This window comes from Paraburkholderia ultramafica (assembly GCF_902859915.1).
Classification (GTDB): Bacteria; Pseudomonadota; Gammaproteobacteria; order Burkholderiales; family Burkholderiaceae; genus Paraburkholderia; species Paraburkholderia ultramafica.
In genome coordinates this window covers 235766-257302 of sequence record NZ_CADIKK010000005.1, presented here as the reverse complement: position 1 = coordinate 257302, position 21537 = coordinate 235766, and the positions used below count along the sequence as shown (strand labels likewise).

Annotated in this window: 19 protein-coding genes and 1 pseudogene; 10 read left to right on the top strand and 10 right to left on the bottom strand. The window is 64.4% G+C overall.

What is annotated here, in order from left to right:
* Positions 1-300: 300 nt before the first annotated feature.
* Complete coding sequence (locus tag HV744_RS07715) at positions 301-675, bottom strand: Mth938-like domain-containing protein (RefSeq protein WP_175148970.1); 375 nt, start codon at positions 673-675, stop codon at positions 301-303.
* A gap of 598 nt (positions 676-1273) precedes the next feature.
* Here HV744_RS07715 and HV744_RS07710 point away from each other — a divergent pair.
* The 6 genes from HV744_RS07710 (at position 1274) to HV744_RS07685 (ending at position 7725) form a co-directional block, all read left to right on the top strand.
* Positions 1274-2521, top strand: a complete 1248-nt coding sequence (locus HV744_RS07710) for a pyridoxal phosphate-dependent aminotransferase (protein ID WP_281363633.1) — start codon at positions 1274-1276, stop codon at positions 2519-2521.
* A 55-nt stretch (positions 2522-2576) separates the two neighbouring features.
* On the top strand, positions 2577-3908 hold the full coding sequence (locus tag HV744_RS07705; RefSeq protein WP_175148929.1) for a homoserine dehydrogenase: 1332 nt from the start codon (positions 2577-2579) through the stop codon (positions 3906-3908).
* An 8-nt stretch (positions 3909-3916) separates the two neighbouring features.
* Positions 3917-5368 (top strand): threonine synthase, encoded by a 1452-nt coding sequence (gene thrC, locus HV744_RS07700; protein WP_175148928.1) that lies wholly within the window; start codon positions 3917-3919, stop codon positions 5366-5368.
* A 322-nt stretch (positions 5369-5690) separates the two neighbouring features.
* Positions 5691-6929 carry a molybdopterin molybdotransferase MoeA gene (locus HV744_RS07695; protein WP_175148927.1) on the top strand — a complete coding sequence of 413 codons (1239 nt, stop codon included), beginning with the start codon at positions 5691-5693 and terminating at the stop codon, positions 6927-6929.
* 27 nt (positions 6930-6956) lie between these two features.
* Entirely contained in the window at positions 6957-7214 is a 258-nt protein-coding gene (moaD, locus tag HV744_RS07690; RefSeq protein ID WP_175148926.1) for a molybdopterin converting factor subunit 1, read from the top strand.
* Between the two features lie 34 nt (positions 7215-7248).
* Entirely contained in the window at positions 7249-7725 is a 477-nt protein-coding gene (locus HV744_RS07685) for a molybdenum cofactor biosynthesis protein MoaE (RefSeq protein WP_175148925.1), read from the top strand.
* 102 nt (positions 7726-7827) lie between these two features.
* Here the strand turns inward: HV744_RS07685 and HV744_RS07680 are convergent, their stop codons facing one another.
* Positions 7828-8373: a group III truncated hemoglobin gene (locus HV744_RS07680; RefSeq protein ID WP_175148924.1), complete on the bottom strand. Its 546-nt coding sequence runs from the start codon at positions 8371-8373 to the stop codon at positions 7828-7830.
* A gap of 305 nt (positions 8374-8678) precedes the next feature.
* Here HV744_RS07680 and HV744_RS07675 point away from each other — a divergent pair, with 305 nt between their 5' ends.
* Complete coding sequence (locus HV744_RS07675; RefSeq protein ID WP_175148923.1) at positions 8679-9185, top strand: Rrf2 family transcriptional regulator; 507 nt, start codon at positions 8679-8681, stop codon at positions 9183-9185.
* 119 nt (positions 9186-9304) lie between these two features.
* Positions 9305-11902, top strand: a complete 2598-nt coding sequence (gene clpB, locus HV744_RS07670) for an ATP-dependent chaperone ClpB (protein ID WP_175148922.1) — start codon at positions 9305-9307, stop codon at positions 11900-11902.
* A 156-nt stretch (positions 11903-12058) separates the two neighbouring features.
* Here clpB and HV744_RS07665 read toward each other — a convergent pair whose 3' ends face one another.
* Together HV744_RS07665 and HV744_RS07660 are read right to left on the bottom strand one after the other, a co-directional pair.
* Positions 12059-12493: a YidB family protein gene (locus HV744_RS07665; RefSeq protein ID WP_175148921.1), complete on the bottom strand. Its 435-nt coding sequence runs from the start codon at positions 12491-12493 to the stop codon at positions 12059-12061.
* 183 nt (positions 12494-12676) lie between these two features.
* Positions 12677-13267 carry a ComEA family DNA-binding protein gene (locus HV744_RS07660; RefSeq protein WP_175148920.1) on the bottom strand — a complete coding sequence of 197 codons (591 nt, stop codon included), beginning with the start codon at positions 13265-13267 and terminating at the stop codon, positions 12677-12679.
* Between the two features lie 300 nt (positions 13268-13567).
* Between HV744_RS07660 and HV744_RS07655 the strand changes: the two are divergent.
* Positions 13568-14095: pseudogene (locus tag HV744_RS07655) on the top strand (MerR family transcriptional regulator).
* A complete protein-coding gene (locus HV744_RS07650; RefSeq protein WP_175148918.1) occupies positions 14014-14463 on the top strand; it encodes a carboxymuconolactone decarboxylase family protein in 450 nt (149 codons plus the stop codon). The pseudogene HV744_RS07655 and the gene HV744_RS07650 overlap by 82 nt, the downstream one beginning before the upstream one ends.
* A 31-nt stretch (positions 14464-14494) precedes the next feature.
* On the opposite strand, the gene HV744_RS07645 is transcribed toward HV744_RS07650, so the two are convergent.
* The 6 genes from HV744_RS07645 to HV744_RS07620 all read right to left on the bottom strand — a co-directional run bounded on the left by HV744_RS07645 (position 14495) and on the right by HV744_RS07620 (position 21482).
* The gene (locus HV744_RS07645; protein ID WP_175148917.1) at positions 14495-15874 is read right to left on the bottom strand and encodes an MATE family efflux transporter; all 1380 of its coding nucleotides are present in this window, start codon (positions 15872-15874) and stop codon (positions 14495-14497) included.
* A gap of 2 nt (positions 15875-15876) precedes the next feature.
* Positions 15877-17634 carry an ArnT family glycosyltransferase gene (locus HV744_RS07640; RefSeq protein WP_175148916.1) on the bottom strand — a complete coding sequence of 586 codons (1758 nt, stop codon included), beginning with the start codon at positions 17632-17634 and terminating at the stop codon, positions 15877-15879.
* Between the two features lie 334 nt (positions 17635-17968).
* The gene (locus tag HV744_RS07635) at positions 17969-18235 is read right to left on the bottom strand and encodes a type B 50S ribosomal protein L31 (protein WP_042323790.1); all 267 of its coding nucleotides are present in this window, start codon (positions 18233-18235) and stop codon (positions 17969-17971) included.
* 278 nt (positions 18236-18513) lie between these two features.
* Positions 18514-19347, bottom strand: a complete 834-nt coding sequence (locus tag HV744_RS07630) for a M90 family metallopeptidase (RefSeq protein ID WP_175148915.1) — start codon at positions 19345-19347, stop codon at positions 18514-18516.
* 15 nt (positions 19348-19362) lie between these two features.
* On the bottom strand, positions 19363-20919 hold the full coding sequence (locus HV744_RS07625; protein ID WP_175148914.1) for an MFS transporter: 1557 nt from the start codon (positions 20917-20919) through the stop codon (positions 19363-19365).
* Positions 20916-21482: a MerR family transcriptional regulator gene (locus tag HV744_RS07620; RefSeq protein ID WP_175148969.1), complete on the bottom strand. Its 567-nt coding sequence runs from the start codon at positions 21480-21482 to the stop codon at positions 20916-20918. Before HV744_RS07620 ends, HV744_RS07625 begins: the two co-directional genes overlap by 4 nt.
* Positions 21483-21537: the final 55 nt, after the last annotated feature.

Genomic DNA, 21537 nt, shown 5'->3' with positions numbered 1-21537 from the left:
CGGTCGTTCGGCTGCCGGCCGTTGGTTGCCCGCTGGCAGCCGGCTTCGGCCTCCAGCACGGGCGCTGCGGCTGCCGCGCGCAAGGCGCTATGACGCGACGCGCGCCTGGGTTCGCCTTGCCGGCACGGCATCGATGGCGCGCAGTGTACGTTATCGGCCGTGACGCGGCCAGGGGGCGCGGTTCACGATGCGGCGTCAGCAGTTCAGGTGCGGTGCGTAGCGGTGCTGCATTCGCGCGCCGGCCGGCCCCGCCTGCTGGCGGCGCGCCGGCCCGCGACGAAGGTGCTGCCGCGCCGCTCGCTATGCTTCGATCAGCAACGCGGCCGCGACCTTGCGGCCCTCGGCCATCAGAATGTTGTAGGTGCGGCAGGCGGCCTTGAAATCCATCGTTTCGACGCCGATGCGCTTCGCGGTGAGCATCGCTGTCAGGCGCGGATGTGGAAAGCGCAGCCGTTCGCCGCTGCCGAACACGACCACTTCGGGCGCGGCATCGATCAGCATCGCGAAGTGCTCGGGGCTCAGCTGGTCGAACGACGAGACGGGCCAGGGGATGACCGGTGCCTGCGGCAGCACGAGAATGCTGCCCGAATGGCGCACCAGATTGATTTCGACATAGTCGGCGCCGTAGCCGGTGACGGTGTTGAGGGCGCCGCTGGAATCCTGATGTAATTTCAAATTGGTTTTCCGAAGTCGTCGTGAGACATCATGCGTGTTGTCGGCCTGATCGGGCGGAGCGCGGAGCAGGGCGGTTCGACGCGAGTGGGACACGCGAGCGGGACAGAAGCGGCCGAAAAGGCTTGCCGTTGCGGTTGGTGCATTGCGGAAGTCGGCCAAGATCCGCTAAATTATAACTTTTTAGCCGCCTTGCGGCGCCCCTCGCTCATGTGCCGCCACAAGCCGCACAGCGCACACCGGCGCGGCCCACCGGCTACCTGCCATGGTTTTGCCCGCTTTCGTCGGATTTTGGCTGTTTTTTGCCCGTTTTGCCTCTATTGCCCGTTTTGCCGCTGTACCGGCGCAATCCGCCGCAGGCACGTGTAACCGGCACGAAAGAGGGTGCGGGCAAGGGCTCCGAAAGCGGCACGAAAGCGTGCCCAGAAAAGCGCGCCGACTGCGCAAGCAGCGGCGGCTCGACACGGCGGCCCGATCCGCCCGATTCGCGTCTGGCGGCCGTCGCCGGCCCTGCGCGACCCGATTTCCCCGTATCGGCGAACTTGCCCGGCCTGGCGTTTCCAGCCCGTGCCGGTTCGCTCAAGCCATCAACCAGGATGAAGTGCCCGCCGTGAAACCGATTCTCAAATCCAACAAGTTGTTGAATGTCTGCTACGACATTCGCGGGCCCGTCCTCGAACACGCGAAGCGGCTCGAAGAAGAAGGCCATCGCATCATCAAGCTGAACATCGGCAATCTCGCGCCGTTCGGCTTTGAAGCGCCGGACGAAATCATTCAGGACATGATCCTGAATCTGCCGGGCTCGTCCGGCTACTCCGACTCCAAGGGGGTGTTCGCGGCGCGCAAGGCGATCATGCACTACACGCAGCAAAAGGGCGTGCACGGCGTCGAGCTGGACGACATCTACATCGGCAATGGCGCTTCGGAGCTGATCGTGATGGCGCTGCAGGGGCTGCTCAACGACGGCGACGAAGTGCTGCTGCCGGCGCCTGACTATCCGTTGTGGACCGCCGGCGTGAGTCTCGCGGGCGGCACGCCGGTGCACTACATCTGCGACGAGGCGAACCGCTGGATGCCGGACCTCGACGACATCCGCGCGAAGATCACGCCGAACACGCGCGCGCTCGTCGTCATCAACCCGAACAATCCGACCGGCGCGCTGTACTCGGACGAACTGCTGCTCGGCCTGATCGAAATCGCGCGCCAGCACGGCCTCGTGATCTTCGCCGACGAGGTCTACGACAAGATCGTCTACGACGGCAAGACCCACACGTCGGTGGCGGCGCTCTCCGAAGACGTGCTCACCGTCACGTTCAACAGCCTGTCGAAGAGCTACCGCTCGTGCGGCTACCGCGCCGGCTGGATGTTCATCTCGGGCCTGACCGGCGAGAACCGCCGCAACGGCCGCGACTACTTCGAAGGGCTCGGCATTCTCGCGTCGATGCGGCTGTGCCCGAACGTGCCGGGCCAGTACGCGATCCAGACCGCGCTCGGCGGCTATCAGAGCATCAACGACCTGATCGTGCCGACCGGGCGCCTGTACAAGCAGCGCCAACTCGCGTATGACATGCTGACGGCCATCCCCGGCGTGAGCTGCGTGAAGCCCGAAGCGGCGTTGTACATGTTCCCGCGTCTCGATCCGAAGGTGTATCCGATCCACAACGACCAGCAGTTCATCCTCGATCTGCTGCTCGAAGAGCGCGTGCTGCTCGTGCAGGGCACCGGCTTCAACTGGAAAACGCCGGATCACTTCCGCGTCGTGTTCCTGCCGAACGTGGACGACCTCGCGGATTCGATCAACCGGATCGCGCGCTTCCTCGACGGCTATCGCAAACGTCACACGGCCTAGCGCCACAGCCGACACCCCGTTTCCTTTTAATCATCTACTCGATAACACACGCTGCATGGAACCGATCAAAGTTGGACTGCTGGGCTTCGGCACGGTAGGCAGCGGCACCTTCACGGTACTGCGCCGCAATCAGGAAGAAATCAAACGCCGCGCGGGCCGCGGCATCGAGATTGCGCGCATTGCCGTGCGCAATCCCGCGAAAGCGACCACGGCGCTCGGCAGCGAAGCCGGCACAGTGGCGCTGACCGATGACTTCAACGCGGTGGTCGACGATCCGTCGATCGATATCGTGGCCGAAATGATCGGCGGCACCGGCGTGGCGCGCGAGCTCGTGCTGCGCGCGATCAAGAATGGCAAACACGTGGTCACCGCCAACAAGGCGCTGCTCGCGGTGCACGGCACGGAGATTTTCGAAGCGGCGCGCGCCAACGGCGTGATGGTGTCGTTCGAGGCGGCGGTGGCGGGCGGCATTCCGATCATCAAGGCGCTGCGCGAAGGGCTGACGGCCAATCGCATCCAGTACATCGCGGGCATCATCAACGGCACCACCAACTACATCCTGTCGGAGATGCGCGACCGCGGGCTCGATTTCGCGACCGCGCTGAAGGCTGCCCAGGAACTGGGCTACGCCGAGGCGGATCCGACCTTCGACATCGAAGGCGTGGACGCCGCGCACAAGGCGACGATCATGAGCGCGATCGCGTTCGGCGTGCCGGTGCAGTTCGACCGCGCGTACGTCGAAGGGATCAGCAAGCTCGCGGCGATCGACATCAAATACGCCGAAGAACTCGGCTACCGTATCAAGCTGCTCGGCATCGCGCGGCGCACCGACAAGGGCATCGAATTGCGCGTGCACCCCACGCTGATTCCGGAAAAGCGTCTGCTGGCGAATGTGGAAGGCGCGATGAACGCCGTCGTCGTGCATGGCGACGCGGTCGGCACCACGCTGTACTACGGCAAGGGCGCGGGCGCGGAGCCGACGGCGTCCGCGGTGGTGGCCGATCTGGTCGACGTGACGCGCCTGCACACGGCCGATCCTGAACACCGCGTGCCGCATCTGGCGTTCCAGCCGGACAGCCTGTCGAACACCCCGATCCTGCCGATCGACGAAGTGACGAGCGGCTACTACCTGCGTCTGCGGGTGGCGGACGTGACCGGCGTGCTGGCCGACATCACGCGCATTCTGGCCGACACCGGCATCTCGATCGACGCGCTGCTGCAGAAGGAATCGGAGCAGGTCGACGCGAACGGCAAGGGCGAAACCGACATCATCCTGATCACGCACGAAACGGTCGAAAAGCACGTCAACGCCGCAATCAAGACGATCGAAGCGCTGCAGACCGTTGTCTCGCAAGTCACGAAGCTGCGCATGGAAGCGCTGAACTAGGCCGAACTATGAACTACCTCTCCACGCGCGGCGCCGGAGCCGGCGAGCGCCACACCTTTTCGGAAATCCTGCTGGGCGGACTCGCGAAAGACGGCGGCCTGTACCTGCCCGCTGAATACCCGCGCGTCAGCGCCGACGAACTGACGCGCTGGCGCACGCTGCCGTACGCAGACCTCGCGTTCGAGATCCTGTCGAAATTCAGCGACGACATTCCCGCCGAAGACCTGCGCGCGCTGACGCGCAAGACCTACACGGCCGCGACGTACTGCAACGTGCGCGACGACGAAAGCGCCGCGCAGATCACGCCGCTGAAAACATTGGGGGTCGAGAACGGCGCGCCGCTGTCGTTGCTGGAACTGTCGAACGGTCCGACGCTCGCGTTCAAGGACATGGCGATGCAGATGATCGGCAACCTGTTCGAGTACGCGCTGGCGAGGCACGGCGAAACGCTGAACATTCTCGGCGCGACCTCGGGCGACACCGGCAGCGCCGCGGAATACGCGATGCGCGGCAAGCGGGGCATCCGCGTGTTCATGCTGTCGCCGCACAAGAAGATGAGCGCGTTCCAGACCGCGCAGATGTATAGCCTGCAGGACCCGAACATCTTCAACATCGCGGTTGAAGGCGTGTTCGACGACGCGCAGGACATCGTCAAAGCGGTGTCGAACGATCACGCGTTCAAGGCGAAGTACAAGATCGGCACGGTCAATTCGATCAACTGGGCGCGCGTCGTCGCGCAGGTCGTGTACTACTTCAAGGGCTATTTCGCCGCCACGAAGTCGAACGACGAGCGCGTGTCGTTCACGGTGCCGTCGGGCAACTTCGGCAATGTGTGCGCGGGTCACATCGCCCGTATGATGGGTCTGCCGATCGAGAAGCTGGTCGTCGCGACGAACGAAAACGACGTGCTCGACGAGTTCTTCCGCACCGGCATCTACCGTGTGCGCAAGGCGGCCGAGACGTATCACACGAGCAGCCCGAGCATGGACATTTCGAAGGCGTCGAACTTCGAGCGCTTCGTGTTCGACCTGCTGGGCCGCGATCCGGCGCGGGTGCTGCAACTGTTTCGCGACGTCGAGGAGAAGGGCGGTTTCGACCTCGCGGCGAGCGGCGATTTCGCGCGCGTGAAGGAGTTCGGTTTCGTGTCGGGCAGCAGCAGCCACGAAACCCGCGTGGAGACGATCCGCGACGTGTTCGAGCGTTACGACACGATGATCGACACGCATACGGCCGACGGCCTGAAGGTGGCGCGCGAGCATCTGCAACCGGGCATCCCGATGATCGTGCTGGAGACGGCGCAACCGATCAAGTTCGGCGAGACGATCCGCGAAGCGCTGTTGCGCGAGCCGGAACGGCCGGCTGCGTTCTCGGGCCTGGAGTCGTTGCCGCAGCGCTTCGAAGTGCTGCCGGTAGACGCGCAGCGCGTGAAGGACTTCATCGTGGCGAACACGGGCGGGTAACCGTGTTGTGTGCTGCGTGGGCCGATGGCTCGCGCAGCACGGCTTGAGCGGGCTGAGGCAGTGCTGGATGCGTGTCGAGGCACGTCGAGATGCTTCGATACACGTCGCTAGCTCCGCTGCAAAAGAGCGCTTGCCGCGCAGTTCGCTGGGCCGCTTGCCGCAAAGCTCGCGGCATGTGTCGAAAAAGCAGATCTCCCGCATCACACCAGGCTAAACCCCGCTGCACGCCAGGCCACCCAGGCCGACGGCATCGACCGCTACAATGTTCTTTTAATCTGCGGCTTCGAGATCAGAGATGTCCACACCAACGCCCCGCGCTCCCATGCTCGCCACTGCCGAAGCGTTGGCGACCCTGCTTGGCGCTGCGCACCCGATCGCCGGAACAGAATCGATTCCCACGCTGCAAGCGCTGAACCGCGTGCTGTCGGCCGACGTCACATCGCCGCTCGACGTCCCGCCGATGAACACCAGCGCCATGGACGGCTACGCGATCCGCACCGCGGAGCTGGCGCGCGACGGCGGAAACCGGTTAACGGTTTCGCAACGCATTCCGGCCGGCCATGCGCCCACGCCGTTGCAGCCCGGCACCGCGGCGCGCATCTTCACCGGCGCAACGGTGCCGCCCGGCGCGGATGCGATCGTGATGCAGGAGCAAACCGAAGCCGCCGGCGACGCAGTCACGATTCTCCACAGCCCGCAACCGGGGGAATGGATCACCGCGCAGGGCGCGGACATCCGCAGCGGCTCGATCATCCTGCCGGCCGGCACGCGGCTCACGCCGCAGGCGCTGGGGCTCGCGGCGTCGGTCGGCTGCGCGGAGCTCGAGGTGCGCCGCCGCGTCAAGGTCGCCGTGTTCTTCACCGGCGACGAGCTGACCATGCCGGGTGAGCCGCTCAAGCCGGGCGCGATCTACAACTCGAATCGCTTCACGCTGCGTGGACTGCTGGAAAAGCTCGGCTGCGAAGTGACCGACTATGGCATCGTCGCCGACAAGCTCGATGCGACCCGCGCGACGCTGCGCGAAGCCGCCGAGGCGCACGACCTGATCCTGACTTGCGGCGGCGTGTCGGTGGGCGAGGAAGATCATGTGAAGCCGGCGGTGGAGGCCGAAGGGCGTCTGTCGATGTGGCAGATCGCGATGAAACCGGGCAAGCCGCTCGCATTCGGTGCGGTGCGCCGTGCTGCGGCGCGGGAGAATGCGCAGGCATCGGCATCGGCGGAAACGTTCTTCATCGGCCTGCCGGGCAACCCGGTCTCCAGCTTCGCGACTTTCCTGCTGTTCGTACGTCCGTTCGTCCTGAGCCTGGCCGGCGTGCGGACGGTTGCGCCGCGCGCACTGTCGCTGCGCGCGGATTTCACCCAGAGCAAGGCCGATCGGCGCAACGAGTTCCTGCGTGCGCGGATCAATCCGGCTGGCGGTCTCGATCTGTTCCCGAATCAGAGCTCGGCCGTGCTTACCTCGACCGTCTGGGGCGACGGGCTGATCGACAATCCGCCGAATCACGCGATCAGCGCAGGCGAAACCGTGCGCTTCATCCCATTTTCCGAATTGCTGAACTGAGGCCCGGCGACAGCCGGCGGCATCCCGATGAAGATTAAACTCCGATATTTTGCGAGCGTGCGCGAGGCGCTCAACAGGGCCGACGAAACCGTCGAACTGCCCGACGGCATTGCAACCGTCGGCGACGTGCGCGCGTGGTTGCGCGTGCGCGGCGGAATCTGGGCCGAGACGCTCGCAGAAGGCCGCGCGCTGCGCATGGCCTGCAATCACGTCATGACCGACGCCGGCACGCGAATCACCGACGGCTGCGAAGTCGCGTTCTTCCCGCCCGTCACAGGCGGCTAGGCCGCGACCCCGCTCAACCGCCCAGGAGCCACCGATGCCTGTTCGCGTCCAGACCGAAGACTTCGACCTCACCGCCGAGGTGGCCGCGTTGCGTGCGCGCAATCCGAAGATCGGCGCGGTCGCCTGTTTCGTCGGCACCGTGCGTGATCTGAACGACGGCAGCACCGTCGAGACGATGGAGCTCGAGCATTACCCCGGCATGACGGAGAAGTCGCTGGAAGCGATCGTCGTGAGCGCGCGCGAGCGCTGGCCGGGCATCGAGGTGCTGATCGTGCATCGGGTCGGCAAGCTTGATCCGCTCGACCAGATCGTGCTGGTGGCGACGACGGCCGCGCATCGCGGCGACGCGTTCGCGTCGTGCGAATTCGTGATGGACTATCTGAAGACCCAGGCGCCGTTCTGGAAGAAAGAGAAGACCGAGGCCGGCGAGCGCTGGGTCGACGCCCGCGTCACCGACGACGCCGCGCTCGCCCGATGGGGCATCGACGCGGGGAATCAAACGCAGGAGTAGGCGCGTCGGGCCGCTGTCGAGGCTGCGTGCGGGGTCAAGGCACCCAACGCGCACCCAACGCGCGCCCAACACGCGCCCAACACGCGCCCAACACGCCCAACCTCACTCGTCGCGCGCCCGGCCAATGATCCGTGCCGGAAACGGCTCGCCAGCCGAACGTGCCGCGCGATCGGCAGCGCCGTCATCGGGCGGACGCCGCTTCGGCGCGACGCGTTCGAGCAACGCCTGCTGCTCCGCCGGAATCTTGTAATCCCAGCCGAAGCGGCTCAGTTGCAGGCTCTGCGCGATCCGCAGCGCCGGTTCCATGAAGCGCACCGCCGCGCCCGGCTGATAGCGCGATTCGACCGTATCCAGAAACAGATACAACCAGCGGCTGAAGTGCTGCGGCTCGACCCCTTCGAGCGGCTGATGCGCCTGCTGCACGTTGCCGCGGTACTGCTTCGCGCCCAGCACGAGACTGCCCCAGAACGTGCACATCTTGGGCAGATGATCGTCCCAGCGGCCCGCCAGCGTGGCTTCGAACACCGGGCCGAGCAGCGCATCGGCGCGCACGCGATCGTAAAAGCCATAGACGAGCTCGCGGATATTCGCCTCAGTGGGCTCGGCGGCGCGCTCGACCACCGGCGCGGCAGGGAAGGACGGATTCATGCAGATTCCAGAAAAATGCAGCTTTTGATGGTGGCTCGTCACACAGCGCCGCGGGCGGCACGAATGGCCTCGAACTGCGTGTGAGCGAAAAGACGAAGGGCGCGAATAGCCTGCCTTTCGTGCAAATGGTTTATGCGGGAAACGTTACCATTACTACCGAAAGACGAGCCCCGCGTGTCAGCGCAGAATCATCAAACATGCGTATTGCCTGCATCTTAGGGCGAAGCGGCGGCCCCCGGCAACCCTCGCATCGACGCGGTTATGTTCCGGATCGCGGCTTGCGCTCATTGTGATTACCTGCGCCTATGAGACTGACCGACTATACGGACTACTCGCTACGCGTGCTGCTATACCTCGCTGTCCGGGGCGGGGAATTATCGACGATTCAGGACATTTCTCACGCGTACGGGATCTCCAGGAACCATTTGATGAAAGTGGTGCAGCAACTCGCCGAGCGCGGCTGGGTCGAGACCGTGCGCGGGCGCAACGGCGGTCTTCGGTTTGCCGAACAAACCCGCGCGCTGACCGTCGGCGAGGTTGTCCGCGCGACCGAGAGCGACTTCGCGCTGGTCGGCTGTCTGCCCGACCAGCACGGCGGGCAGCGGCCTTGCGTGATCATGTCGGAGTGTCGTCTGCGCGAGGCGCTCCAGGCGGCGGGCAACGCCTTCCTCGCTGAACTCGACCGATACACCATCGGCGAGGTCACGCAGCCGCACGGTCCGCTGCGCGCGCTGCTCGGCCTGAGCGGCGTGATTCCGATCGTGCCGGTCGCGCCAGCGCCAGGCGACGGCAGTCTCGCGCCGCTGTCCTGACACGCAGCCGGGACATTCTTTCGCTCAAATGTTAAATAGTTGCTGTTGAGCGCAAAAAAGCGCTTGAAACCTGAATAAAACGCCTCATTTTGGTGGTAATCGAAATTGGAGGTCTCTTGATGAGAATCGACAAACTCACCACTAAATTCCAGGAAGCGCTCGCGGATGCGCAGAGTCTGGCCGTCGGCCATGACAATCAATACATCGAACCGGTTCATGTGCTGTCGGCGCTCGTCGCCCAGCAGGATGGTTCGGCACGCTCGCTGCTTTCGCGTGCCGGCGTGCACGTTCAGGCGCTGCAAACGGCGCTCGGCGACGCGATGACGCGTCTGCCGCAAGTGCAGGGCACCGACGGCAACGTGCAGATCGGCCGCGAACTGACCGGTTTGCTGAATCAGGCCGACAAGGAAGCGCAGAAGCTCAACGACACGTTCATCGCGAGCGAGATGTTCCTGCTCGCGGTCGCGGACGACAAGGGCGAAGCCGGCCGTCTCGCGCGTCAGCATGGCTTGTCGCGTAAGTCGCTGGAAACCGCGATCGTCGCGGTGCGCGGCGGCTCGCAGGTGCATAGCGAGGACGCCGAAAGCCAGCGCGAAGCCCTGAAGAAGTACACCATCGACCTGACCGAACGCGCGCGGGCCGGCAAGCTCGACCCGGTGATCGGCCGTGACGACGAAATCCGCCGCTCGATTCAGATCCTGCAGCGCCGCACCAAGAACAATCCGGTGCTGATCGGCGAACCGGGGGTCGGCAAGACCGCGATCGTCGAAGGGCTCGCGCAGCGCATCGTCAACGGCGAAGTGCCGGAAACGCTGAAGGGCAAGCGCGTGCTGTCGCTCGACATGGCCGCGCTGCTGGCCGGCGCGAAGTATCGCGGCGAGTTCGAAGAGCGGCTGAAGGCCGTGCTGAGCGATATCGCGAAAGACGAAGGCCAGACCATCGTCTTCATCGACGAAATCCACACGATGGTCGGCGCCGGCAAGGCCGAAGGGGCGATGGACGCAGGCAATATGCTCAAGCCGGCGCTGTCGCGCGGCGAACTGCATTGCGTCGGCGCCACCACGCTCGACGAGTATCGCAAGTACATCGAGAAGGATGCCGCGCTCGAACGCCGCTTCCAGAAAGTGCAGGTCGACGAACCGTCGGTGGATGCGACGATCGCGATCCTGCGCGGGCTGCAGGAGAAGTACGAGCTGCATCACGGCGTCGATATCACCGACCCGGCGATCGTCGCGGCGGCCGAGCTGTCGCATCGTTACATCACGGATCGGTTCCTGCCGGACAAGGCGATCGATCTGATCGACGAAGCCGCGTCGAAGATCAAGATGGAAATCGACTCGAAGCCGGAAGAGATGGATCGGCTCGACCGTCGTCTGATCCAGTTGAAGATCGAACGCGAAGCCGTGAAGAAGGAAAAGGACGAAGCGTCGCAAAAGCGCCTGCAACTGATCGAAGAAGAAATCGAGCGGCTGAATCGCGAATATTCGGACCTCGAAGAAATCTGGACCGCGGAAAAAGCCGCGGTGCAGGGCAGCGCGCAACTGAAGGAAGAGATCGAGAAAACACGCGCGGAAATCACCCGTCTGCAGCGTGAAGGCAAGCTCGAGAAGGTCGCCGAGTTGCAGTACGGCAAGCTGCCGGGTCTCGAAGCGCAGTTGAAGGAAGTGACGCGCGCCGAGGCCGAGGAGCAGAACAATCCGCAGCGTCCGCGTCTGTTGCGCACACGGGTCGGCGCGGAAGAAATCGCCGAAGTCGTGTCGCGTTCCACCGGCATTCCGGTCGCGCGGATGATGCAGGGCGAGCGCGAAAAGCTGTTGCAGATCGAGGAGAAACTGCACGCTCGTGTGGTCGGTCAGGACGAGGCGATCAACGCGGTGGCCGATGCGATTCGCCGCTCGCGCGCGGGTCTGTCGGATCCCAACCGTCCGTACGGTTCGTTCCTGTTCCTCGGGCCGACCGGTGTGGGCAAGACCGAGCTGTGCAAGGCGCTGGCTGCGTTCCTGTTCGATTCGGAAGATCATCTGATCCGGATCGACATGAGCGAATTCATGGAGAAGCATAGCGTCGCGCGTTTGATCGGCGCGCCGCCGGGCTACGTCGGCTATGAGGAAGGCGGTTATCTGACCGAAGCCGTGCGCCGCAAGCCGTATAGCGTGATCCTGCTCGACGAAATCGAGAAGGCGCATCCGGACGTGTTCAACGTGCTGCTGCAAGTGCTCGACGACGGCCGCATGACCGATGGCCAGGGCCGTACCGTGGACTTCAAGAACACGGTGATCGTGATGACGTCGAACCTCGGTTCGCAGGTGATCCAGGCGATGGTCGGCGAGCCGCAGGAAGCGGTCAAGGACGCGGTCTGGGAAGAAGTGAAGCTGCACTTCAGGCCCGAGTTCCTGAACCGGATCGACGACGTCGTGGTGTTCCATGCGCTCGACCGCTCGAACATCCAGTCGATTGCGCGAATCCAGTTGCAGCGTCTGCATGAACGGCTGGCCAAGCTCGACATGCAGCTGGTGGTGTCCGACGGTGCGCTCGAGCACATCGGCAAGGTCGGCTACGATCCGCTGTTCGGCGCGCGGCCGTTGAAGCGCGCGATTCAGCAGGAGATCGAGAACCCGATCGCCAAGCTGATTCTGGCCGGCAGGTTCGGTCCGAAGGACGTGATTCCGGTGGAAGTGGAAGACGGCCAACTGATGTTCGAACGCGTCGTGCATTAAGCGAAACGCGTGTTCGGCGGCGACGAGCGGTGGTGGCCGAGCCGCTCTCCGGTCGACGTTAGAAAGCGGCAGCGAAGGCGACTTCGTTGCCGCTTTTTTTTTCGCCTCTTCAAAGCAAAGCCAAGCCAGGCCGCTCAGGCGAGGCTGCCCGCATCTTCAAGCGTTGCTGTTGCCCTTGCCGAGCAGTGCCGACAGGCCGCCAAGCGAGCCGAGCACGGTGGTCGCATTCAGCTTGCCCTCGGCCGGTACTTCACCTTCGGGGGTCGCCGCGTTGATGACGTGCGGCAGAATCTGCGACAGCAGGCCCGTGACCTGATCCGGTTGCACGCCGGCTTTCGCCGCAAGGTTGGTAACGGCATCCGAGCCGAGCACACTATGCAGCGCATCGGGTGCGATCGGCTGGTTCTCGCCGTTGCTGACCCACGACGTCACGACGTCGCCGAGGCCTTTTTCCTTGAAGCGGTCGATCAGGCCGTTCAGGCCGCCTGGCTGGTTATTGACGAATTCGAGTGCGGCTGCGACCAGCGCTTGCTGGCTGCCACCTTCCGGCGATTTGCCAAACAGGGAACCGATAGTGTCGAGTAGGCTCATGACGGTCTCTCTTGAATGCCGACGCGTGCGTGACGGGTCGGCGGGTGAAAGCGCCGCGCGGTTGCGCGGCGCAGTGGGAAGGAAGGCGGGTGGCAGCGGGGCGGCTTCGATGCGTGCATGCCAGATGGATCATGCGCACCGGGGAGTCCTCGCGATGCCGTCGCCCACCCCTTTCGCGCATCATTACGCGCCAGAGGCCGCCGCGCCCGAGGCGGCCTTGCTCTTCTTCGCTTTCTTCTTCGAGGCCTTGGCTTCAGAGGCATCGGCCGGCGCGTTCGCCGCGGGCGCGGAAGCCGCCGCCGCTTCAGACGCCGCGGCCTTGCTCTTCTTCTTCGACTTCGACGCTATCGTGCCGGACGCTTCCGCTGGCGCAGCCGTGGTCGCGGTCGTGGCCGCGGATGTGGCCGGTGCCGCGGTGGTCGCCGCAGGCGCGGCTGCCGGTGGCGCCTTGGTGCTCGCGCTGCTGCCCGATTTCGTGGCGGGCTTGGCGCCGGTAGGCGGCGCGGCCGAGCCGTTGATCGTCAGACCGGCCGCTTCGAGATTGGTGACTGATTTGGTGCCAATGCCCTTGACGCGGGCGGCGAGATCATCGGCATCTTTGAATGGGCCATTCCTGGTGCGTTCGTCGATGATCGCCTTCGCATGCACCGGACCGATTCCCTTGACCGATTCGAGCGCCGCCTGATCGGCGGAATTCACTTCGACGGCCGCCGCAAATCCGGCCGACAGCGACAAAGCCAAAGCAACGCAAAGCATTAAAAGCTTCTTCAGCATGGCAAGCACTCCATTGAGGGCAAACAAGTAAGCCGGGAACGGACGACGCATTCTGTCAGCAGGCGCTGCGCTTAAGCATAGAACAAATCGCGCGCCGTTATTTGTGAGCGCCGACGATTTATACCGACCGATTCGTGACAAGTAAATCAGTGTGGACAATATTTAAACTTTTTGCCCGGCTATTAGGCTCTTGTGAGTTTATCCATCAATGCGGCACATCATAAGAAATCACAGCACAGACAAATGACAGCGACGAGCGCTTGACTTAGAGTGCACTCGAAGTCCTAACCTGAGTCCGTCATGTCGAAAATCTCAACCGCACTCACTATCGGTCAGGTTGCCGAAACGATCGGCGTCTCCACGCATACGCTGCGTTATTACGAACAGGCCGGGCTGATCCGCCCGGTCGGGCGCACGCAGGCGGGGCATCGCCTGTATTCGCCGGCCGATCTCGACTGGCTGCTGTTCGTGATGCGTCTGAAGGCGACCGGCATGCCGATCGCCGGGATGCAGGCGTTCGCGGCGCTGCGCGCGCAAGGCCAGCCGACGATGGGCGCGCGCCGCGACTTGCTGGCGGCGCACCGGGATGCGGTTTTGGCGCGGATCGCCGAGTTGCAGAGCAACCTCGGCGCGATCGTCGACAAGATCGCGTACTACGAGGCGGCCGGGCAGAACGCCGGCGCGGGTGATCCGGCACGACAGACCGACGCAACCTCATCGCTTTGACATTCGGAAAAGGACTCGCCATGGACTACGCACAAAACGACCGCTACACCCGAGGCTGGGACAAGCTCAGAGAGATCGACGGCTCGGCCGGCGAACAGGTGATCGCCGCGCTTGCGCCGATCGCGCCGGATTTCGGCCGGCTGCTGATCGAATTCGGCTTCGGCGATATTTATAGCCGGCCGCAGCTCGATCTGCGCGCGCGTGAAATCGCGACGATCGCTTCGCTCGCGACGCTGGGTTGCGCGCAACCGCAGTTGAAGGTGCATATCGAGGCGGCGTTGAATGTCGGCTGCACGCGCGAGGAGATCGTCGAAGTGTTCATGCAGATGGCGCTCTATGCGGGCTTTCCGGCCGCGCTGAATGCGTTGTTCGCCGCGCGTGAGATTTTCGGGCGGCACGCTCAGGCGGTTGAGGCGGAGCAGCAGGCGAGGGGAGTTGAGGTGGCGGAGGAAGTGGACGTGGGTTCGTAGCCGCGGTCGTGGGACGGGCAAGCGGAGTCTTTCAAACCGCCGAATCCGCCACAACCACCGCATCCGCGCGCAAATACCGCTTGCTCACCCCTCGCCAATACATCAGCAACCCGAAGCCGGCAATCGCCAGACTCGCCGTATTCGCGACCCAGAAGCCACGCGCGCCGGTCAGCCATTCCGGCGTGACGCCGCTCACGTTGAAGCCGAGCAGATACCCGCCGCCCAGCCCCACGCCCCACAACGCAACCGCATAGATGACGGTCGGCACGACCGCCACCTTGTATGCGCGCAGCACGAACGCGGTGGTGATCTGCAACGCATCGAACAGGTGGTAGCACGCGACGATCAACACCAGCGGCAGCGCCGCCGCCACGACCTGCGCATTCGGCGTATAGCCTTCGATGATGTACGGCCGCAGCACCAGCACGATCGCCCCATAACAGCAGGCGATCGCGACGGCCATCATGATGCCGTGCCGCGACAACGTGCGCGCCGCTTCCGGACGATGCGCGCCGAGCGCCTGAGCGACCAGCGTCGACGCAGCAATGCCGATCGACAGCGGCGTCATGTACAGCACCGCGCCGATGTTGCCGGCGATCTGATGGCCTGCGAGCGTCGTCGTGCCGAAGCGTGCGATGAAGAGCGCCATGAACGTGTACGACGTCACTTCGATCAGATACGACAGGCCCATCGGAATGCCCAGCCGCAACTGTGCCGCCTGGCGCTGCCAGACCGGCCAGCAGAAGTGCGCGAAGATCGCGAACGGCTTGAATAGGTCGACACGCGTCAGCAGCATCATGCCGACCACGGCAAGCCCCCAGTTGAGCGTCGCGCTGGCGAGTGCGCAACCCGGACCGCCGAGCGCCGGCACGCCGAGTCCGCCGAAAATGAACCACGTGTTGAGCGGAACCTTGAGCAGCAGCGCGCCGATCTGCAGAATCATCACGAGCCGCGGCTGGCCGACCGCATTGGTAATCGAACTGTAGACGCGAAAAGCGAGGCCGGCCGGCAGGCCGAAGGCCAGAATCCGCAGGTAGCCGACCGTGCGTTCATGCAGCGCGTCCGGCACGCGCGCCAGATGCAGCACAGGCCCGGGGAAAAACAGAATCAGGAAGCCGATCACGGTCAGCGCCAGCGCGAGCCACAACGACTGGCGAACTTCCTCGCCGATCTCGAGGTAGCGGCGCGCGCCGTAGAGTTGCGCGGTGATCGGTTGCAGCGCGGTCAGAATGCCGGTCAGGCCGATGTAGACGGAGATATAGATCGACGAGCCGAGCCCGAGCGCGGCCAGATCGACCGCCGAGTAACGGCCGACCATCGCCGTATCGATCACGCCGAACGCGATGATCGCCAGTTGGCCGATCCATACGGGCCATGCCAGCGCCGCGATCTTCCGTACGTCGGCGAACATGGTCAGTCGAGCTTCTTGTGCCAGCTGCGGCGTTTGACGACCGGCGGCTTCGGACGGTCGATCCGCACGTACAGGCGGAAGCGTTCGTCGCGGTCGGCCACGCGGCGGCCTTCCCACACGAGCTTCCAGATGTAGTCGGGCAGCGCGCTCGGGTCGCCGTACTCCTGCGAGTCCTGGCGCAGGATCACGTCGCAGTCCTGGTCGAACGAGAAGTGCATGTCGCCGAAATAGGCGAAGGTCGCGATCTGCGCATTACCGAGCCGCACCGGCGAAATGCAGGTGTAGTCCTCCGGCAGATGGCTCGCGATCTGTTCGGCGACGTCCTTGTAGGTCCGGCTGTAGTTGACGACCGGCAGCCACAGCGTCATCAGCAGCACCCACATCAGCGTCGTGCCGGCGCTCGAGAGCACCACGCTGCGCCACAGGACTTTCGGATGACGCGCGAGACGCCAGCGCACCAGCACGAACCAGCACACGGTCACGGCAACCGCGCACACGAACGACAGGACCTTGAACTGCGGCGCGAAGCCCGGCGCGAGACGCGCGAGGTTGCGCGCGAGCGGATGCGGGAAGCCGGTCAGCCCGGCCGCGTACACCAGCCAGACGAAGCTGCCGAGGATCGTGAAGCTCAGCAGCGCGAACCAGTCGATCGCGTTGATCGCGCCGCGTTTGAGCGTGGGCAGCGCAAAGGCGGCCAGCACCGCGAGCGACGGTAGCAACAGCATGTAGAGCCGGTTCGACTGATGACTCTGCAGGATCACCAGCGCCAGCAGCGGCCCGATCACCGACAGCGGAATCGCCACGTGCGGCGCGCGCCGCAGGCCCTTCCAGCTGAACCACGACCACAGCGCCAGTGGCCATGCCGGCCACGTGAAGAGCGGCAGGTTTTTCAACGCGTACGCGGCGACCGAGCCAGGCGGCCCCGCGAACGAACTCAGGCTCACGCGCACCCATTGATTCAGGTACCAGACGGCGTCCTCGGGAAAGGCGGCGAGCGCGGCAATCGGCCACGACACCGACACCACGAGCGCCACCGGCAAACCCGCCAGCAGCAGCCAGCGCGAGCGCGTTTCGCGCACGATCAGGGTCATCGCCAGCGTGCCGAGCAGCAGGGCGCCGACCAGCACCGGGCTGCTGGCCAGTGTGACGAGGCCGAGCGCGAGGCCCCAGATCAACGCGCCTTGAACCGGCTTGTCGATCATGCGCACGAGCCCATACACGAGCATCGCGATGCCGACGAACTGCGCCAGTTGCGGCGTGGTTTCGTGACCGCGTTCGGCCAGGCCGAAGCAGGCGAGCAGGATCAGCAGCGCGCCATCGGCAAGCGTGCGGCCGTAGTCGCGCGGTTCCGGCTCGCCGCCGAACGCGTACTTGAACGGCTGCACTTCGGCGCGCCGGCCGAGCAGGTAGGCGGCATACCAGACGAACGCGCAGGCCGCGCAAAACAGCAGGCCGGTGAATACGCGCGACGCGTTGCTCGCGTCGACCCATGGCGCGAGCACGCGGATCGCGCTGGCGCCGAGCCAGTAGCCGAGCGGGCCGTCTTCCGTCAGGTATTTGCCGACCAGATTCGGCAGCAGCCAGTCGTGAGCGCCACCGTTCGCCATGGTCCACATGACACCGAAGCCGGCTGCGTCCTCGTTCTTCCACGGATCGCGGCCGAATAGCCCGAACGACGCGTAGACGATACAGATGGTCAGCAGCAGCCAGCGCGGCAACGCACTGGTCGCGGAGGCGGTGAGGCGAACGACAGGTCTCATGCGGTGTGTGGACATTGGATAAGCGGTGCAGCCGGGACCGGACGGCATGGCTGCCGGCCGGAATGGCCCTTTTGGAGCATCCGGCATTGTAGTCGTGCCGTGCGATGCGCGTCACGGTCGGTAACGGCCCGCAACGTCGTTGCTAAAGCTGTAACGCGGCGCCGCAAGCGCGGGCGGCCTGGTCGGTGCCCACGCCATCGGTGACGCGAATGCTACCAATGAGGCGACAAATGAAGCGGCAAGCAAGGCCACAAACCAGGCGACAAAAAAGGGCAGCTCACGCTGCCCTTTTTCGCTGCTTCGCTGCCGGCCAAAGCCGGCGACGACGCGGGTATTACTTCGCTGCTGCCTTGCCGGTAGCGCGCGAACCGAACTTCTTGTTGAACTTCTCGACGCGGCCTGCCGTGTCCATGATCTTTTGCTGACCGGTGTAGAACGGATGCGATTCCGACGACACTTCGATCTTGGCGAGCGGGTAGGTCTTGCCGTTGAATTCGGCGGTTTCACGCGTCTGGATGGTCGAGCGCGTCACAAACTTGAAGTCGTTCGACATGTCGATGAACAGGACTTCGCGATAATCCGGGTGAATGCCTTCTTTCATGGTCTTTCCTTTAATCTGGCGGTAGCCAACCCGCGTGCAAGGCCGCATTGAGCGCGGACCGCATCTAGGCGCGAGCCACTTGCCTATGGTCGAAAAACGGCGATTATGCCAGAAAATCAGTCGCTTGACGACTTTCGTGCCAGTTTTCTGCTAGCGTTTTGCCAGCAGTTCGTGGCGTTTGGGCATTTGGGCGGTAGCGGTGCCGGCCGGCGCGGTGCGCGGGGACTTTTGGCCGCGGCCCTTATCCAGCGGACATGAGGCGTGGAGAGAGGATGCTGTCAGGCGGGAGCGAAGCTCAGCTCGACGCGCGCCGGATCCTGGCGGTAATAGCGCGCAAGCAGCCGGTACAGCTCCGGATACTCTGCCTCGAACGCCCGCGGCTTCACGAACAGCGCCTCGCTGCACACGGCAAAAAATTCCGCTGGATGGTCCGCCGCGTACGGATCGATCAGCGATTCGCGCTCGAAACGCGCCCAGCGACGCTGCGGCACCGCGTCGACCCGGGCGCAGAACTGGTCGTATGCAGGGTCGAACACGTCCGCCCACGCCTGCGCGTCGAGCGGTGCGTGCCAGCGGCGCATCAGCGGCGGGTGGCCATCCGCCTCACCGTTCAGCATGTCGATCTTGTGCGCGAATTCGTGAATCACGACGTTATAGGCGTCCGAGCCGTCCGTCATCTGCGCGTCTTCCCACGACAGCACCACCGGGCCGCCTTCCCACGCCTCGCCGCTCGCGTCGTGTTCGACCTCGTGCACCACGCCGTCTTCGTCCTCGACGGTCTTGCGGATCACGAATTCGCCCGGATAGACGATCACGCCGACCCAGCCGCGATACAGGTCGAGACTCAGGTTCAGCACTGGCAGACACGCCTGCGCGGCGATCGCCACAGTCATCGCGTCGGTCAGCTCCAGCTCGTGCGCGGTCGAGAATTCCTTTTGCGCGATGAACAGGCTGGTCAGTTCGCGCAGACGCACGAGGTCCGGCGCGTCGAGGTGCGCGAGAAACGGCAGGCCGTCGAGCGTGGCTTGCCAGAGCGCGTCGCCGATCGCGTAGTCACGCAGCGCGCGCTCGCGCCGGCGCGTGCCCAGCCATTGAGTGAGTTTCGAGAGCATGGCCTGATGAAACCCTTAGTCGATCTGTTTTTGCCACGCGGCGAAAATGCCGCCGCATATCGCTACGCCGATCAGAAAGTAGAAGCCGTCGAGCGACGCCAGAAAGCTTGCCTGCTGCGCGACCGTCCGGCTGACTTCCACGAGCGCCAGCGAGTGCGCCTCGGTCGGCGAGCTGCCCGCGGCGGCGAAGCTTTTCGTCAGCGTGGCGAGCGAGTTCTGGAACACAGGATTGTACGGATTCACGAACTCCGCGAGGCGAGTTTGATGCAGTGCCTGCCGATGCTGTTCGACGATGATGACAGACGCCGTCGCGAACGAGATCGTCAACTGCCGCACGATGTTTTTCAGCCGGTAGCCGTGCGTGAATTCTTCGATCGCGAAGATTCTGAACGTCAGATTGGCGACCGGCAGCACGATGAACAGCAACAGCAGTCCGCGTAGCAGCAGCGGCACGATCAGCGCCGCCTCGCCGACGCCCGGCGACATGTGTGTCATCCACGCCGCGGCGAATGCGGCCACCGCGAAGCCCGGCACGATGATCCACTTCTTGCGCGGCAGCAGCTTCGCATAGTGCAGATAGACGAACAGCGCGCTCGCGGAAATCAGCGACGTCACGCCGACCAGCCGCCCGGTGTTTTCGACCGGAAAGCCGAGGCCGCTCTCGAGAAAGCGCGAGATCAGATAGCTGAACACCGTGGAAATGTAGTAGTAGAACATGTACAGCACGAGCCCGGCCTGGAAGACCTTTTCGCGCAGCGCATGCAGGCGCATCAGCGGCGCGGGATGATGCCACTGCTGATAGATGAACCAGCCCAGCGCGACGATGCCGGCGACCGTCAGCAGAATCAGCCCCGGCGACGCGCTGAACAACTGGAAGCGCACCTGCTGCATCACGATTTGCAGCGCGCCCTGGGCGAACGCAAAGATCAGATACGGCCAGAAGTGCGCCGATCCGCGCTCCTCGGGCAGGCGGTTGCCGGAGTTGGGCAGCGCGAGCAAAGCCAGCACGGCGAACAGCACGCCCACGGGCGCCGTGCACGCAAACAGCGCGCGCCAGTCGAAATGCGCGACCAACTGGCCGCCGACCAAAGGCGCGAGCGCGCTGCTCAACACGATCAGCAGGAGAAACGCGCGCGTGGCCGCCGGTCGCCGCTGCGGCGTGAAACTCATCTGGATCAGGATGCGGCAGGTGCCCATCATCGGGCCGATGAAGTAGCCTTGAAAGCCGCGCGCCAACGCGAGCTCGATCGACGATTCGCTTAGCGCGGCGGCCACCGCGCCGGCGCAATAGAGCAGCATGCAGCCGGCCACATAGCGTCGGTAGCCGAAGCGCTCGACCCACCATTGCTGCTGCAGGATGCCGAGCACCGCCGCGACTGCATAGGCGCTCGAGGCCCACACCAGTTCATCGGGCGATGCGTTGATGCCGCCGGCGATATAGCTCGTGAAAAACGAGAAGATCGAATTGTCGAAGTAGTCGAGGCCGGTGACGACCGCCAGCACCCATGGGAAAAAATCGCCGCGCAACTTTTCGACGCTGAACAGCGCGACGCGGGACGACGCGGCGATCATGACGATTCGCCCGGCGTGGATTCGCCCGGCGTGGATTCGCCCGGCGTGGCTGTGCGTGGCTTTTTGATGCGCTTTCCGGGTGAAGAGTTGCCCGCTTTAACAAGCGCGCTGCGGCGTTGCTCGAGCAGCGCGTCGGCATTTTCGCCCGCGAGGCGCCGTTCGAGATAGTCGAGGTCGGGGCTCAGTTCAGCGCGTAGCTTCTGCGCTTCCTTGAGTTCGCGGCGCATCGTTTCGATGCGCGCGTCGAGCGCGTCGACCTGTTGCGCAAGGGCGTCGCGAATCTGCTGCAGCGACTCGGTCGAGAAACGATGGCCGCCTTCGACGGGTTCAAGTGGACGCTTGAGCATTTCGGTGATGCCGTGCAGCGAAAAGCCGAGCGAGCGCAAACGCAGAATGCGGCCGAAGCGCTTCAGGTCTTCGTCGTCGTAAAGCCGGTAGCGGCCCTCGCTGCGCGTGGGCGAGACGAGGCCGCGTTCCTCGTAGTATTTCAGCGTGCGCGGCGTGACGCCGAGGCGTTCGGCGGCGTCGCGCACGGTCAGCAGCGCGGGTGAGTCCTTCGACATAAGCAGTGACAGACATGACGGACTGAGCGCATTGTACTCAAACATGTACGTTCAC